Annotated in this window: 16 protein-coding genes; all 16 read right to left on the bottom strand. The window is 47.5% G+C overall.

Going from position 1 to position 15,231, the window contains the following annotated elements:
• Window positions 1–202: 202 nt before the first annotated feature.
• Window positions 203–1,723 carry a lysine--tRNA ligase gene (gene lysS, locus J2T20_RS21675; protein ID WP_307591430.1) on the bottom strand — a complete coding sequence of 507 codons (1,521 nt, stop codon included), beginning with the start codon at window positions 1,721–1,723 and terminating at the stop codon, window positions 203–205.
• 186 nt (window positions 1,724–1,909) lie between these two features.
• On the bottom strand, window positions 1,910–2,389 hold the full coding sequence (greA, locus tag J2T20_RS21670; protein WP_036651513.1) for a transcription elongation factor GreA: 480 nt from the start codon (window positions 2,387–2,389) through the stop codon (window positions 1,910–1,912).
• Between the two features lie 222 nt (window positions 2,390–2,611).
• On the bottom strand, window positions 2,612–3,634 hold the full coding sequence (gene dusB, locus J2T20_RS21665) for a tRNA dihydrouridine synthase DusB (RefSeq protein ID WP_307591427.1): 1,023 nt from the start codon (window positions 3,632–3,634) through the stop codon (window positions 2,612–2,614).
• 28 nt (window positions 3,635–3,662) lie between these two features.
• Complete coding sequence (locus J2T20_RS21660) at window positions 3,663–3,872, bottom strand: helix-turn-helix domain-containing protein (RefSeq protein ID WP_036651520.1); 210 nt, start codon at window positions 3,870–3,872, stop codon at window positions 3,663–3,665.
• Window positions 3,824–4,372: a 2-amino-4-hydroxy-6-hydroxymethyldihydropteridine diphosphokinase gene (folK, locus tag J2T20_RS21655; protein WP_307591424.1), complete on the bottom strand. Its 549-nt coding sequence runs from the start codon at window positions 4,370–4,372 to the stop codon at window positions 3,824–3,826. The genes J2T20_RS21660 and folK overlap by 49 nt, the downstream gene beginning before the upstream one ends.
• Before the next feature lie 10 nt (window positions 4,373–4,382).
• Complete coding sequence (gene folB / locus J2T20_RS21650) at window positions 4,383–4,745, bottom strand: dihydroneopterin aldolase (protein ID WP_036651524.1); 363 nt, start codon at window positions 4,743–4,745, stop codon at window positions 4,383–4,385.
• A gap of 30 nt (window positions 4,746–4,775) precedes the next feature.
• Window positions 4,776–5,636: a dihydropteroate synthase gene (gene folP / locus J2T20_RS21645; protein ID WP_307591422.1), complete on the bottom strand. Its 861-nt coding sequence runs from the start codon at window positions 5,634–5,636 to the stop codon at window positions 4,776–4,778.
• Window positions 5,633–6,514 carry an aminodeoxychorismate lyase gene (gene pabC, locus J2T20_RS21640; protein ID WP_307591420.1) on the bottom strand — a complete coding sequence of 294 codons (882 nt, stop codon included), beginning with the start codon at window positions 6,512–6,514 and terminating at the stop codon, window positions 5,633–5,635. The genes folP and pabC overlap by 4 nt, the downstream gene beginning before the upstream one ends.
• The gene (pabA, locus tag J2T20_RS21635; protein WP_307591418.1) at window positions 6,511–7,092 is read right to left on the bottom strand and encodes an aminodeoxychorismate/anthranilate synthase component II; all 582 of its coding nucleotides are present in this window, start codon (window positions 7,090–7,092) and stop codon (window positions 6,511–6,513) included. Before pabA ends, pabC begins: the two co-directional genes overlap by 4 nt.
• Window positions 7,089–8,669 carry an anthranilate synthase component I family protein gene (locus tag J2T20_RS21630; RefSeq protein ID WP_373457840.1) on the bottom strand — a complete coding sequence of 527 codons (1,581 nt, stop codon included), beginning with the start codon at window positions 8,667–8,669 and terminating at the stop codon, window positions 7,089–7,091. Before J2T20_RS21630 ends, pabA begins: the two co-directional genes overlap by 4 nt.
• A 219-nt stretch (window positions 8,670–8,888) precedes the next feature.
• On the bottom strand, window positions 8,889–9,827 hold the full coding sequence (cysK, locus tag J2T20_RS21625; RefSeq protein WP_307591414.1) for a cysteine synthase A: 939 nt from the start codon (window positions 9,825–9,827) through the stop codon (window positions 8,889–8,891).
• Window positions 9,828–10,063: 236 nt separating this feature from the next.
• Window positions 10,064–11,005 (bottom strand): foldase protein PrsA, encoded by a 942-nt coding sequence (locus tag J2T20_RS21620; RefSeq protein WP_307591412.1) that lies wholly within the window; start codon window positions 11,003–11,005, stop codon window positions 10,064–10,066.
• Window positions 11,006–11,016: 11 nt separating this feature from the next.
• A complete protein-coding gene (gene hslO, locus J2T20_RS21615) occupies window positions 11,017–11,901 on the bottom strand; it encodes an Hsp33 family molecular chaperone HslO (RefSeq protein WP_307591409.1) in 885 nt (294 codons plus the stop codon).
• A 46-nt stretch (window positions 11,902–11,947) separates the two neighbouring features.
• Window positions 11,948–12,715, bottom strand: a complete 768-nt coding sequence (locus J2T20_RS21610) for a type III pantothenate kinase (protein ID WP_307591408.1) — start codon at window positions 12,713–12,715, stop codon at window positions 11,948–11,950.
• Complete coding sequence (gene nadC / locus J2T20_RS21605; RefSeq protein ID WP_307591406.1) at window positions 12,712–13,587, bottom strand: carboxylating nicotinate-nucleotide diphosphorylase; 876 nt, start codon at window positions 13,585–13,587, stop codon at window positions 12,712–12,714. Before nadC ends, J2T20_RS21610 begins: the two co-directional genes overlap by 4 nt.
• On the bottom strand, window positions 13,577–15,193 hold the full coding sequence (nadB, locus tag J2T20_RS21600) for an L-aspartate oxidase (protein WP_307591403.1): 1,617 nt from the start codon (window positions 15,191–15,193) through the stop codon (window positions 13,577–13,579). The genes nadC and nadB overlap by 11 nt, the downstream gene beginning before the upstream one ends.
• Between the last annotated feature and the right edge of the window lie 38 nt (window positions 15,194–15,231).

Raw genomic sequence — 15,231 nt, 5'->3', positions numbered from 1 at the left:
TTTTTTCAACTTCTTTTTCGAGCTCGGCATCAACATTTCTTGGCCGGAATAAGAATATATCATGTATAGAAATCAATTGCAAGCTTTTTTTGAAACTAGATGTATATTATTCGATATTATTGGTCATGCGCGTGACTTCAACGTCAGCCAAGGGAAATCGCCAGGTGAGCGATCCCTTGCCTTGACTGCAGTTGTAGTCTTATTAGTGTTCGGTACGGTTACGCATATGAGGGAATAACAGTACGTCGCGAATGGAAGCCGAGTTAGTAAGCAGCATAACCAAACGGTCAACCCCGATACCCAATCCGCCTGTTGGAGGCATCCCGTATTCTAGAGCACGAATGAAATCATCATCCATCTCATGGGCTTCATCGTTGCCTTGCTCTTTCTCATCAATCTGAGCTTCAAAGCGTTGACGCTGATCAATCGGGTCATTCAACTCACTGAACGCATTGGCATGCTCGCGTGCCACGATAAACAGCTCAAAGCGATCTGTAAAGCGCGGGTCCAGGTCGTTCTTCTTAGCCAATGGTGAAATTTCAACCGGATGACCGGTAACAAAAGTAGGCTGAATCAAGGTCTCCTCAACGAACTGCTCGAAGAAGGCATTAAGGATATGTCCGAAGGTCATATGCTTTTCTACGGGCACACGGTGTTCTTTTGCCAAAGCCTGCGCTTCTTCATTCGTCATTTGAACACTGAAGTCTACGCCTGTTACTTCCTTAACCGCATCTACCATGGATACACGGCGCCATTGCGGCGTTAGATCAATCTCTTGGCCTTGATAATTCACTTTTTGCGTACCAAGTACATCCTGGGCGATATGAGCGATCATACTCTCTGTCAAATGCATAATGTCCTTATAGTCCGCATAAGCCTCATAGAGCTCGATCATCGTAAATTCCGGATTATGTCGAGTTGAAATGCCTTCGTTACGGTATACGCGTCCGATTTCATACACTTTTTCCAGACCGCCGACAATCAGGCGCTTCAAGTGAAGCTCAATCGCAATCCGCATGTACAGCTGCATCTCAAGGGTATTGTGGTAAGTGATGAATGGACGGGCAGCAGCACCGCCGGCAATCGCATGAAGAGTTGGTGTTTCTACTTCCAGATATCCCATTGAATCCAAATAGCGGCGCATCGATTGAATAATACGTGAACGAGCAATAAAGGTCTGCTGAACTTCAGGGTTAATAATAAGATCAACATAACGCTGACGATATCGCAGTTCAACGTCTTTCAGGCCGTGGTATTTCTCCGGAAGTGGAAGCAGAGATTTGGACAACACCTCAAGATTATGTACCTTAATAGAGGTCTCACCCGTTTTTGTTTTGAAAAGAGTTCCTCTTACGCCGATAATATCGCCTAAATCCAAAATGTTAAACCCGGCATACTGGGCTTCTGGGATACTGTCCTGGCGAACGTAGATTTGAATTCTTCCGCTAAGGTCCTGCAGATGGGCGAAACTTGCTTTACCCATGACCCGTTTTGCCATAATACGTCCAGCTATGCTTACTTCAAGTGCCAGTTCGTCGATTTCCTCTTTGCTTAGAGCATCATACTTTGCAATGAGATCTCCGGCATTAGCCGTACGCTCATATTTCTTACCGAAGGGATCAATCCCCAATCCCCGTAGCTCGTCCAATTTTGCACGTCGGATTTGCAGCAACTCACTTAACTCATTCTCCTGATGATCCGCGTTGTTCAATTCTTCTGTCATGCTTTACATCCCCTTTTATTAACTCAGCGTTACGTAAGAAGAAACGGCATCATCGTTAGAAGACAATCCCGTTCCATTTAAACTATATTTACCTTGTACATCCTTTAATTTTGAAAAAAGCTTCCCTAAGGAAGCTTTCCTAAAACGTCCTTCGACTGCGCAGGTAACCCAGACGAAGGTTGATGATTACTTCATCTTAATATCGATGATTTTATATTGAATAACGCCAGCAGGTACACTTACATCAACAACGGTTCCCTTTTTCTTACCGATAATAGCTTTGCCCACCGGACTTTCGTTGGAAATCTTATTGTTAAGCGGATCGGATTCAGCGGAGCCGACAATCGTATATTCCATGATATCGCCATACTCCATATCCTGAACATTTACGGTAACACCGATACTCACCACGTCGGTAACGATCTCGCTGCTATTAATGATACGTGCATTGCGAAGCATCTTTTCTAGAGTGATGACGCGGCCTTCAATAAAAGCCTGTTCATTCTTAGCGTCTTCATATTCCGAGTTCTCACTGATATCACCGTAACCAATCGCAACCTTAATCCGCTCGGCCACCTCGCGGCGTTTAACGGATTTGAGGGTCTCCAATTCATCTTCCAGACGTCTTAGACCGTCCGGTGTAAGGATGACTTCTTTATCGCTCATCTCAACCGATTCTCCTGTCGTTATACATTTATTGAAAACACCATAACTATATGCGAATCTGGAGGGATAAGAACCCTCCTTGCTGCATTGCTGTTACTGTAACGGCGATTTTATACTGAGAAATTATATTGGAACCGCTACAAAATGTCAATGATACCCCATATAATGCTCGGTGTAATAAAGAAGAACCAGCTTTAGCGTCCTTAAAGGGAAGGAATTAGGTTATACACTCAATAAGACCGATCCTGTGACCTCAGTTTCTTTTTTCTCATCGTAAATCAATTGTTCGGCAAAATCACTCAAAATCCGCACCATTTCATCGCGTTTAATTTCTTCCATAATAACATCCTTCACGCGAGCGGCTGCCTTCATGCCCTTAAGATACCAAGCCATATGCTTGCGCATTTCACGTACGGCAACAGCTTCACCTTTAAGAGCCACCAGACGATCCATATGGAGGATAGCGACTTTGATCTTCTCAGCTACGGACGGCTCAGGCATCAGTTCACCCGTGCTCAAATATTGAATCGTACGATACAGCATCCATGGATTGCCGAGTGCACCGCGCCCGATCATTACACCGTCACAGCCTGTTTGATCCAGCATAGCCCGAGCATCCTCTGGCGTATTGACATCACCGTTGCCGATAACCGGGATCGAGACAGCCTCTTTAGCCATTCTGATATAATTCCAGTCCGCATGACCTGTATACAATTGCTGCCGTGTCCGCCCATGAACACTAACAGCTTGGCCCCCGGCGCGTTCAACTGCACGTGCATTTTCCTCAACAAATATATGCTCGCTGTCCCAACCGATACGCATTTTCACAGTCACTGGTTTATCTACAGCATCTACTACAGCCGAGACCATCTCGTAAATCTTGTCAGGATCGAGCAGCCATCGAGCCCCTGCATCACATTTGGTTACCTTAGGTACAGGACAACCCATATTAATATCAATGATATCGGCATTGGTCTCTTTATCGACAACTTTAGCCGCTTCAACCAGAGACTCACGGTCACCGCCAAAAATCTGCAGACTGAGCGGTTTCTCCCGATCGTCAACAAACAGCATTTCTCGGGTGCGTTTATTTCCATGAATAATCGCTTTGTCACTAACCATTTCCGCACAGACAAGTCCTGTGCCGAACTCCTTGGCTATAAGTCTGAACGCCGGATTACATACACCAGCCATCGGAGCCAGAACAACCTGGTTCTTCATCTCAATGTTGCCGATCTTCAACATACCTTTCACTTCCTATGCGTTATGAATGTTATATAGTCGGGTCTGCCAGCTCTTGGGTTGAAACCTCCAAAACACTCGCAATTTTATTTAAAATTTGATCTTCTAATCGTCTGTTTCCCCTCTCGACTGCGCCAAGCACAGCCAAGGAAATGCCGGTACGATCCGCCAACTCCTGTTGGGTGTATCCCTTCAGTTTACGGAATGCCCGAACCCGTCGTCCCAAACGCTTGTTGTCCAAAGCTGAATTCCATCCTTTCCATCTATGTCTTGCAGCGCTGACGTAACGATACTGTGGAGCCCGGAACCTTCATCCTGCGGCACGATATCGCTTAGAGGAAAGAGTACAAATGCTCGCTCCAGCATACGGGGATGCGGCAGCGTTAAATGCGGGGTATCCATTGACTGCCCCTCCATCCACAACAAATCTAAATCTACCGTTCTCGGGCCGTAGCGAATATCGCGTGTACGTCCAAGTCCCGTTTCAATCTCAAGCATGATTCCCAGCAAGGTTTCCGGTGCAAGTGCCGTTCTGACAGCTGCCGCCATATTTAAAAACTGCGGTTGATCCAAATAGCCAACCGGCTCTGTCTCGTAAACACCTGAAGTGCGAACTACACGGATGGCTTCATGGCTGTTAAGTCGTTTCAAAGCTTCAACCAGTGTGCCTTCTCGATCACCTAAGTTGGCCCCTAAAGCAATATAAGCCTCTGATTCTTCAGAGGTAGAATGTATAGTCATGGGTCAATTCTCACTTTCTAGTTCTGCGCAGCTCAACAGTCACTCCCTGAAAATGAATATCAAACGGCGGATGCGGCTTGGTCACTTGGACCGTTACTGCATTTATAACAGTATAAGTGTCCAGTACCGAGGATGCAATATATTCTCCTAAAGCTTCAATGAGCTTAAAGGACTTTTTTTCGACAATACTTTTGACAAGCTCATGCACTTCCGCATAATTCACCGTGAGTGTCAGATCATCACTAAGGCCTGCTCCTTGCAGATCCAACTCCAGCTCCAAATCAATGTAATAGCGCTGGCCCAGTTTACGTTCTTCTTCAAATACTCCGTGATAACCGTAATATTCCATTCGGTGCATCTTCATTTTGTCCATCGGAACAACCGCCTTTTCGAAGTGTTTGTCTTAGAGTTGCACTGCTGACGATTCTGCATATAACATAGCATCGCTCATAACAGTAGTTCTCTTGATTAGGGCTACATCGTGTACACGTACAATCTGACAGCCTTGGGCAATTCCAAAAGCCACTGTTGCTGCTGTACCTTCCACTACATCATCCACGGGGAGATTCAGCGCTGTGCGAATGAATTTTTTGCGGGATGTGGCTAGCAGAAGCGGATACCCTAGTCCGGCTAAAGTGTCCAGATTCATCATAGTCTGGAGGTTCTCGTGGTAATCTTTTGCGAATCCAATCCCCGGATCCAAAATAATATTCTCATGCCGTACACCTGCGGCTAAAGCCAAGTTGATGCTTTCTTTTAAATCAGCGACGATATCGGGCATTAAGTTATTATAATTACGATCTTGCCTATTGTGCATCAATATAACGGGGCAATTAGCTGCTGCCATCACACTTGCCATTTCCGGATCCGCTTTGCAGCCCCACACATCATTAATGATATGCGCTCCTGCCGCGATGGCTTTGCGTGCAACTTCTGCTTTGTAGGTATCTATAGATATAGGAATATGAGGCGCTGCGGAGTGGATACTTTCAATGATAGGCAGTACACGTGCCAATTCCTCATCCAAGCTTACCGGCTCATGACCGGGACGAGTGGATTCTCCCCCGATATCAATAATATCCGCTCCCTCTGCCGCCATTCTTAATGCATGCTCTACCGCCCGGTCCCGGTTATTCCATAAGCCGCCATCCGAAAACGAATCGGGGGTTACATTAAGGATACCCATAATTAAGGTCCGCTTTCCCAACGTCATCTCTGCATCATCACCGAATCTGTACGTTCGGTTGTATATCGTAGGTTTCATATGGGTATTCCAGCCCTTTCCCTATACAGTACAATCAATTGTTTTGTTACAGGTCCAGACCTTCCTCCACTGACAACGTACCGTTCCTCTTTCTCACTAAGCAAGGTCACCGGCACTATTTCTTGAATGGAGTTGGTCAGGAAGATCTCATCAGCCTCTTTTAGTTGCTCCCATGAGTAATGGCCTTCCTCCACCCGAAGCCCTGTCTGGACAGCGAGCGCTATCACCATTTCCCGGGTAATGCCGGGCAGAATGCCTGTTGACAGGTCTGGCGTACAAAGCACATCGTTTTTCACAAAAAAAAGATTGCTGACAATTCCCTCCGCTACAACACCTTGAGGAGTTAACATCAGCCCTTCTGCACCATTAACAGCGGAAGGATAAGTGGAGAGCTCCCGTTTGGCCAATATGTTATTCATGTAGTGCAATGACTTAAAGCGGGTAGAACCTTCAGGGGTATTACGCGGGAGGTCTAACAATTGGAGTTCTTTGCCATGCGTATAAAGTTGTTCCCTTAGGAAGGGTAGCGCTTTGGCATATAGAATGTGATTGGGATGAGTGTAGTCTCCCGCAGGTAATCCAAGGATATCCTCACCAGCCGTTACCGTGTAACGGATATAGGCTTCCTTTAAATTGTTCTTTTCCATCAGGCGCGTAATCCAATGTAACAGCTTCTCGTGATCCATGTTGAAAGGGATACCTAACTGCTGACAGCCCGCTTTCATGCGGTCTAGATGCCGATTGAGCAGGAAGGGCACCCCTTCGTAAGTCCTGAATGTCTCAAACAGGCCCATCCCATACAAAAGGCCATGGTCCAAGACAGAAACCACGGCTTCCTTAGCGTCGATGACACCTTCATTCATTCCTATATAATTCATGCCGTTTCTCCGGCTCTCCGTTTCAGGAAATTACTTAACATGGTGTGTCCATGTGAGGTGATAATGGATTCAGGGTGAAATTGCACCCCTTCAATCGGATAATCCTTATGACGTAATGCCATGATCTCTCCTTCTGCGGTCTCTGCAGTAATTTCCAGACAATCCGGCAGACTTTCACGCTCTACAAGTAGGGAGTGATAACGTGTTGCTGTGAATGGAGATTCCAGACCCTCAAATACCGATGTTCCATGATGATGGATCGGTGAAGTTTTGCCATGCATCAGACGCTCTGCACGAATTACATTACCGCCGAATGCTTGTCCAATGGCTTGATGGCCAAGGCATACACCAAAGATCGGAATGACACCCTTAAAATGATGCAGTACATCCAGACTTATGCCCGCCTCATTGGGTGTACAAGGCCCTGGAGAAATGAGAATATGATCCGGTGCCAGCTTTTCAATCTCTTCAATACTAATCTCATCATTGCGGTATACCTGTACCTCTTCTCCCAGCTCACCCAAATACTGAACAAGGTTATAGGTAAACGAATCATAATTATCGATGACTAAGATCATGGTGTTGCTCCTCCTTCGGCGCCTTCGGTGATCCGGTATTTCTGCGCGAGTTCACTGCAGAGTACGGCCTTCACTACCGCTTTGGCTTTATTGTGGCATTCACGGTACTCACGATAGGGATCAGAATCAATAACTATGCCGGCACCTGTCTGAATATAACCAATGCCGTCCTTAACAGCGAGTGTTCTTATAATAATATTTAATTCCATATTGCCGTTATAGTCAATCCAGCCTAACGATCCAGTATAAGGTCCACGCCGCACCGGCTCGAGTTCTTCAATGATCTCCATCGTTCTTACCTTCGGCGCTCCCGTGATCGTCCCCCCCGGAAACAAAGCTCCAATAACATCGTATGTGTCTTTGCCTTCCGCTATCTTACCCTCTACCTGGGAGACCAGATGCATCACATGCGAGTAACGTTCCACAGTCATAAGCTCGGGCACCCGGACGGAGCCATATGCCGCGACACGGCCGATGTCATTGCGCTCCAGATCGACAAGCATAATGTGCTCGGCGATCTCTTTATCGCTCCCGCGCAGCTCCGCCTCCATGGCGGCATCCTCCGCGGGAGTCAGTCCCCGGCGCCGGGTACCGGCGATAGGCCGGGCGCTCACTTGGTCCCCGTGCAGCTTAACAAGCAGCTCCGGCGATGCGCTGGACAGCGTAAAGCCGGGTGACCGCAGAAGCCCCATGTAAGGGGACGGATTGAGCTTGCGCAGCCATTCGTAAACATCCTCCGGCGATGACTTCAATCGCGCCTCCTGACGCAGGGAGAGATTCACTTGGAATACATCCCCTTGGCGAATGTATTCCTGCACATCAAGTACGGCCTTTTCGAATTGTTCCCGGGAGAAAGCCGAGGTCATACCGGGCCATTCTCCCGAGGCGTCAGCATACAAATCGGAAATTGCCGGATCTGCCCCCTGCATATTAGAAGGAACTGCAGATAACAGTTGCCATTCCTTCAGCATTTCTTCGCTTCGAACTACAGCTACATGATATAGCTTTTCCAATTCCTCCGGTTGATCTACAGGGAGATCTACAGGGATTGGAACATGCTGCGCGCAGTAAATCCTGTCTTCCTCATGATCATATATCCATGTTTCTTCCATTCTCATAAAGAGGAAATCTGGAAATCCGGGATTATCCTCGGCAATATTCGGCAATCGTTCCAGGGATCGGACCACATCATACCCTAGGAAACCGATGCACCCACCTGTAAACGGAGGAATTCTTGTTGATTGTATACGCGGAGAAGTGAAGGGGGCCATCCACGTCTCCAAAATCTCCAGCGGATGTCCATTCAATCTTGAAATCTCCTGTACGTTACCATTTAAATCTCCAAGCGGTTCTAGAATTACGGCGGTCGTATCCTTTCCTTTAAGAATAGATACCGGAGTTAGACCTAAGTAGGTATAGCGCCCACCTTTACCACTCTCCAGCACAACCGAATAAGGGGATGCCATTTCCCATGCTGTTGTCCAAGAGGAAGGTAACCCTCCCTTTCCCTGCTCGGATTCTATAATAAAGGACAGCATAGTCCAGCCTTCTCCGGCCCACTGCTCCCATTGTTGCATTGATGTTAGAATCTCCAAGTCCATCCCCCTAAAACAAGATGTTTTCGCCATTAGTATATTGCCTGTCAGTATACTTTACCCGAAGTACTTTGAAAAGTCTTATTGCTGAAAGAATCAGCTTCATTTTCATTTATTTTTCTAAAAAAGCCCTCGCAGCCACTTATTAGTGGTTACGAAGGCTCTTATTTAACATAATTGCTGTAGTTAATTCACGGGCAATTATACTTCAAAGTTGTACAAAGGTGTACTCAGGTAACGTTCTCCGTTACTAGGAATAATCACGACTACACGTTTGCCGGCGCCCAGTTCTTTAGCGACCTTGATCGCTGCAGTTACTGCCGCTCCTGAAGAGATCCCTGTTAAGATACCCTCTTCTTTGGCAACACGACGCGCCATTTCAAAGGCTTCATCATTCTCCACATGGATGATTTCATCATAGATATTCTGATTCAGAATCTCAGGAATGAAGTTAGCACCAATTCCTTGAATCTTGTGAGGTCCCGGCTTTCCACCCGCCAAAATTGGAGATGCAGCAGGTTCTACAGCATAGATCTTCACGTCAGGGAATTTCGCCTTCAACACTTCACCAGCTCCGGTGATAGTACCGCCTGTACCAATACCCGCTACGAAGGCATCCAGTGTTCCTCCGATAGACTCAATCGCTTCCACGATTTCTGGTCCAGTCGTTTCGCGGTGAATCTTAACGTTCGCAGGATTCTTAAATTGTTCAGCAATAAAGAAACCAGGATTCTCGCTTAGAATTTGCTCTGCTTTCTTAACGGCACCGTTCATACCTTCGGATCCTGGAGTTAGTACCAATTCCGCTCCATATGCACGCAGCAGATTCCGGCGCTCCAAGCTCATCGTTTCAGGCATAACAATAACAACTTTATAGCCTTTGGCTGCAGCTACGAGTGCCAAGCCAATTCCTGTGTTGCCGCTAGTGGCTTCCACAATGGTATCGCCCGGTTTCAAACGGCCGTCCTTCTCCGCTTCTTCGACAATGCTAATTGCGATACGGTCTTTAACGCTGGAGCCTGGGTTCTGATATTCAAGCTTCAGATAGATATCTGCTGCTCCTTCAGGTGCAACCCGGTTTAGACGTACAAGCGGTGTGCCCCCGATCAGTTCTGTTACATTGTTAACGACTTTAGCCATGAGCAAAAACCTCCTTGAAATGATAAATGGGTATAAGTACGTAACTTGTGACATCGTCTTCAGCATGTGAGTCCGGGTGTATAAAAAAAACGGCTTATCCTTCGATATGAAGGATATTATCACCAGGATATTCAATACCGCAGCACACAAGTTGGAGCGCTGCACAGCGGTTGAAGTAACCGGCCGCCGTTGTTATTTCCGAGTAAATCAGTAGGTTTTAGATTAATATCATATTATCAATCTTGTGGACGATTGTCAATATATATTGCCGCATCGTATTTAGCTCGTAAATCACTTTCTACCTGCTGCAAAGGAGCCGCTTGCTCAAGGGCCATCTCACGGCGAATCTGTGCCTTGATTTCTTTGTCACTTGGCATTTCCGGCGATGTAATACGCTCAACACGAATGACGGCGTAGCTGTCATCGTCCTGAAGCGGACCCGCTATATCCCCTGCATCGAGACCCGCAGCTGTCGTGAGCAACTCTTCCGGCCAAAATGGATCATCCTCCTCGACGGCTCCCAGACTTCCGCCCCGCGCGCCGCTTTCCTCATCGATGGAAAGCTCTTTTGCCAGCGCAGAGAAATCTTCACCACGATCCAGCCGATCCATGACCCCTTCCGCCTCAGCATAGGTTCGGACCTTGATCATGGAGAGATCGATTATTTTTTTAGGACGAAAACGATCCTCGTTCTGCTTCAGATACTCGTTAATATCCGAGTCATTAATGACAATACCAGCCGTAGCAACGGCTTGCAGAGTAAGACGGTAGACCCTTTCCTCGCGAACCTCCTGCCGAGATAATCCTAACTCAGATTGCATTTGAGCGTAGTATTGCTGCTCCGAGCTATAACCGGCCATGGTATTTCTAAGTGCCTGATCAACTTCTTTTGCCGTTACGCTTATTCCCAGTGCCTTGGCTTCCTTTTCAACCGCTATACGGTTCAGTATACCCAACAGCACTTCGTCACCATGCTTATTCGTAAGCTCATCTATCCACTGCTGTTCACTAACCGATTGGCCACCAATTGAAGCGACCTCTGAAGATTCCCCGCTTTTTCCGCTGTCCCCTAAGTCTATACCAGCACGCAAGCTCCAAATAAGCAGTAAACCAAGTAGGAGAGTCGCAGCAGCAAGTATTCCCACGGCCTTACGCAGCGTTCGTTCCTGTCTCGTCATGATCCCATACCTTACGATTTTGCTTGGTCGAGAATGACCTGCATTTCATCCTTATTAAAAACATAAGCTTCGTTGCAAAAGTGACATACAACCTCAGCTTGTTCATCCTCTGCAATTAAACGTTCCAATTCCTGCTTACCCAGACTGACCAGTGTCTGCTCTACTCGTTCACGCGAACACTGACAAGCAAAACGAATATCCAACTCTTCCATTACAACGGCATCCGGAAAAAGAAACCTCAGCATATCCTCCGGCTCAAGACCCTGATCCAGTAATGTCGTTACAGAAGGCATGGTGCTTATAGTATGTTCAATCTCTGTAATCTCAGCATCTGTCAGTCCCGGAAGCAGCTGGATGATGAAGCCTCCAGCAACGATAACGGAGTTATCCGTATCCACAAGCACACCCAAACCTACCGCAGCCGGAGTCTGCTCGGAGACAGCAAAGTAGTACGTGAAGTCGTCGCCAAGTTCTCCGGAAATGATTGGAACACTGCCTCTGTAGGGTTCTTTCATTCCGAGATCCTTAACTACATCCAAGTATCCTTCTGTTCCTACGGCGCCTGCCACATCCAGTTTACCTAAGCTGTTGCTTGGCAAATGAACATGCGGATGATGAACGTATCCCCGTACTTCTCCCAAAGCATTGGCATCCGCTACAATTTGCCCAAGCGGTCCATTGCCCTTGACGATTATATTCAGCTTTTCTTCACCCTTGAGCATGGCTCCCATTATGGCCGCAGCGGTAACTGTACGGCCGAGGGCAGCTGTAGCCGTTGGGTACGTATCATGTCTGCGCCGCAATTCATCGACTAGCTCTGTTGTACGGACGGCAAAAGCTCTAACCTTACCATTTAGCGCCGTACCCCGGATCAGCCGGTCCTTCTTTTTTTCCATGGACCCATACTCCTCCTATTCCTTGTATCTCTATTGTTCTTTATCTTTATTTATTGCGATCATAAATAATGCGCAGACCCTCAAGTGTAAGCATTGGATTCACTTCATCGATACACTCTGTTTCACCGGCAATCAACGAGGCGAGGCCTCCTGTTGCAATTACTTTCAGCTGCGGAGCATTCATTTCCACCTTAATCCGTCTTACGATGCCTTCCACTTGGCCTGCATAGCCAAAAATAATCCCGGCCTGCATGGCATGTACGGTGTTGCGGCCGATAACCTTCTTAGGTTTCTCCAGCTCAATACGCGGCAGCTTGGATGCCCGTTGGTATAAAGCTTCTGTAGAGATGCCAAGCCCGGGAACAATAGCACCGCCGAGATAATTGGCGCCTGCATCAATACAGTCAAACGTGGTTGCTGTCCCAAAGTCAACAACAACGAGCGGGCACTTATATTGTTCGATAGCGGCTACTGCATTCACAATTCGGTCAGCACCCACTTCCCGTGGATTCTCATAGCGAAGATTAAGCCCTGTCTTAATTCCAGGCCCTACAAGCAAGGGATCATGACCAATATATTTTACACACATGTCCACGATCACCTGAACCAGCGGGGGAACAACCGATGAGATAATAACCCCTTCTATATCCTTAGTGGAGAGATCTGACATATGAAACAGATTGTGAATCAATACTCCGTATTCATCTACGGTTGATTGACGCGCAGTACTCAGCCGAAAATGATGCAGCAGCTCACGCCCCCGATATACACCGAGCACAATATTCGTGTTGCCGATATCGACTGCGAGCATCATGACAGCGGGCCCTCCTTCTTCTCATTCAGATCCAAACTGATATCCAGGCTGGAGAAAGAATAAGTAAGCCGCCCCACAGAGATGACATCCACACCTGACTGAGCCATATCGCGTACCGTTTCCAGTGACACATTTCCCGAAGCCTCTGTTTTAACATGAGGAGCTTTGGCTTTAATCCTTTTCACGGCTTCTCTCATCATATCGGGAGACATATTGTCGAGCATGATGATATCTGCTCCGGCAGCTATCGCCTCTTCCACCTGTTCCAGACTTTCCGTCTCTACTTCAATAGTCATCGTATGCGGGATGTTTGCACGAGCACGTCCTACGGCCTGACGGATACCGCCCGCTCCCTTAATATGATTGTCTTTGATCATAACTGCATCATACAATCCGAACCGGTGATTGGCTCCACCGCCGACTCGTACTGCATATTTCTCCAGTCTCCGGTGACCCGGTGTTGTCTTACGCGTATCAACCAATCGCGTTGGCAGGCCATCGAGTGCCTGAACGAAAGAGGACGTCCGTGTGGCAACGCCTGACAATCTCTGCATTAGATTAAGGGCAAGCCTTTCCCCGGTCAAAATGGCATGTGTACTGCCTTCTACCTCAGCAAGGACAGTGCCCTTGGCAACCCTTTGACCCTCTTGAACCATAGCTGTAAAAGTTAAGGTCGGGTCTACTACCTCGAAAACCAGTTCGGCTACGGGAAGTCCACAGATGACTCCGGCTTCCTTCGCATGAATAATTCCTTTGGATTCATGTCCGGCAACAATTGTAGTTTGGGTAGTCACGTCTCCGGACCCCACATCTTCCTGCAGCCAACCCTTGATGGATTGCACAAGCTCTTCATTATATCCGTTAAACATCATCGCTTAATTCCTCCACTATTCCCAGATCGCGAATTTGGAGCAAATGCTTACGCCACTGCGTATCATTACGCTGCGGAAAATCCTCACGGTAATGGGCTCCGCGGCTCTCCTCACGCGCCAATGCCGACTCCGTTACCAGTAGACAGCAAGTCAGCATATTTGCAAATTCGTATTCTTCACGTTTCGTCAGTACTGACCCGAAGATCGGCAGCTGCCTTTTTAATTCTTCAAGCCCTTTGGTGAGCATTTCCTCATTTCGACGCAGTCCGACATAGCGGACCATAATCTTTTGCAGCTTCAGCCGCCGTTCCACAATGGCTTGGGTCGGGTGTTCGGTCCGCGCTTCTATGAAGTCAGTTGAGAAGCTGTTACGCGTAAGAGGTGCAAGCTGTCTTACACGTTCAATGATACGCCGACCAAATACAATGGCCTCTGAAAGTGAATTCGAGGCCAGACGATTGGCTCCATGTACACCTGTAGAGGAGACCTCTCCGCAGGCAAAAAGCCGGGAGATGTTGCTCTCTCCGTTCAAATCCGTCTTGATGCCCCCCATCATATAATGCGCAGCCGGAGCGACAGGAATCCAATCACTTGTAATATCAAGGCCATAACTCATGCATGTCTCATATATAGTCGGGAATCGATGCTTCACCATATCTGGAGATTCGTGCGTAATATCCAAATACACAAAGGTGGACTTGGTTATTTCCATCTCACTGACAATAGCTCGAGCGACGATATCGCGCGGGGCCAGCTCCAGCAGTTCATGATAGCGATCCATAAATCGCTCACCGTGGATATTACGTAATACAGCACCTTCTCCACGTACCGCCTCGGAAATTAAAAAACGCGGGGCTCCTGGATAACTTAATGCTGTTGGATGGAATTGAATGAACTCCATATCCCGAATATGAGCTCCAGCCCGGTATGCAATAGCAACCCCGTCACCGGTGGCCACCTCTGGATTAGTAGTATACCGATAGAGCTGTCCTGCTCCACCTGAACATAGAATGGTAGCATCCGCTTGGAGGAACAATCGGCCTCCTCCGGGCTGCTGCATCAAGACACCCAGGCATTCGCCTGATTCGGTGATAAGATCAATCACATAGTGATCATCCCATATCTCAATATTGTCATTCTCCTCAACCTGCTCCGCCAATGCCCGGACAATTTCATACCCAGTTGCATCACCGTTAGCATGCAAAATACGACGGTGGCTATGTGCCCCTTCCTGGGTCAACGCCAACACGCCGTCTTCCTGATCAAATAATGTGCCTAATCGGATCAGTTCATGCACGCCTTCCGGTCCCTCATTGACAAGGACATCTACTGCAGCTGAAGAACAAAGGCCTGCTCCTGCCATTAAAGTATCTTGCCGATGATACTCCGGGGAGTCATCCTCAGCTATAACAGCTGCAATTCCTCCCTGTGCGTATCGGGTATTGCTTTCCATTAAAGATTTCTTGGTAATCAAAACGACACGCCGATCTCGACTAGCTTTAATAGCTGCGAATAAACCGGCAATACCTGAGCCGACAATAATACAATCCGTATTGATGGTAGGAATCTCCCGTAGGTCGAAATCTACCAGATATTGTGGAATCATGACCGCTTTTCACCTGTTTCAACGAAAGAGTAGCGCAT

The sequence above is a fragment of the Paenibacillus wynnii genome (genome assembly GCF_030812855.1).
Taxonomy (GTDB): domain Bacteria; phylum Bacillota; class Bacilli; order Paenibacillales; family Paenibacillaceae; genus Paenibacillus_AQ; species Paenibacillus_AQ wynnii_A.
This window is presented reverse-complemented; position numbering and strand designations above follow the sequence as displayed.

Coding starts and splice junctions, on each gene's coding strand:
- lysS (WP_307591430.1), bottom strand. CDS start 1,723: ATGACAGAAGAATTGAACAACGCGGATCATCAGGAGAATGAGTTAAGT.
- greA (WP_036651513.1), bottom strand. CDS start 2,389: ATGAGCGATAAAGAAGTCATCCTTACACCGGACGGTCTAAGACGTCTG.
- dusB (WP_307591427.1), bottom strand. CDS start 3,634: ATGTTGAAGATCGGCAACATTGAGATGAAGAACCAGGTTGTTCTGGCT.
- folK (WP_307591424.1), bottom strand. CDS start 4,372: ATGACTATACATTCTACCTCTGAAGAATCAGAGGCTTATATTGCTTTA.
- folB (WP_036651524.1), bottom strand. CDS start 4,745: ATGGACAAAATGAAGATGCACCGAATGGAATATTACGGTTATCACGGA.
- folP (WP_307591422.1), bottom strand. CDS start 5,636: ATGAAACCTACGATATACAACCGAACGTACAGATTCGGTGATGATGCA.
- pabC (WP_307591420.1), bottom strand. CDS start 6,514: ATGAATTATATAGGAATGAATGAAGGTGTCATCGACGCTAAGGAAGCC.
- pabA (WP_307591418.1), bottom strand. CDS start 7,092: ATGATCTTAGTCATCGATAATTATGATTCGTTTACCTATAACCTTGTT.
- J2T20_RS21630 (WP_373457840.1), bottom strand. CDS start 8,669: ATGCAACAATGGGAGCAGTGGGCCGGAGAAGGCTGGACTATGCTGTCC.
- cysK (WP_307591414.1), bottom strand. CDS start 9,827: ATGGCTAAAGTCGTTAACAATGTAACAGAACTGATCGGGGGCACACCG.
- J2T20_RS21620 (WP_307591412.1), bottom strand. CDS start 11,005: ATGACGAGACAGGAACGAACGCTGCGTAAGGCCGTGGGAATACTTGCT.
- hslO (WP_307591409.1), bottom strand. CDS start 11,901: ATGGAAAAAAAGAAGGACCGGCTGATCCGGGGTACGGCGCTAAATGGT.
- J2T20_RS21610 (WP_307591408.1), bottom strand. CDS start 12,715: ATGATGCTCGCAGTCGATATCGGCAACACGAATATTGTGCTCGGTGTA.
- nadC (WP_307591406.1), bottom strand. CDS start 13,587: ATGATGTTTAACGGATATAATGAAGAGCTTGTGCAATCCATCAAGGGT.
- nadB (WP_307591403.1), bottom strand. CDS start 15,193: ATGATTCCACAATATCTGGTAGATTTCGACCTACGGGAGATTCCTACC.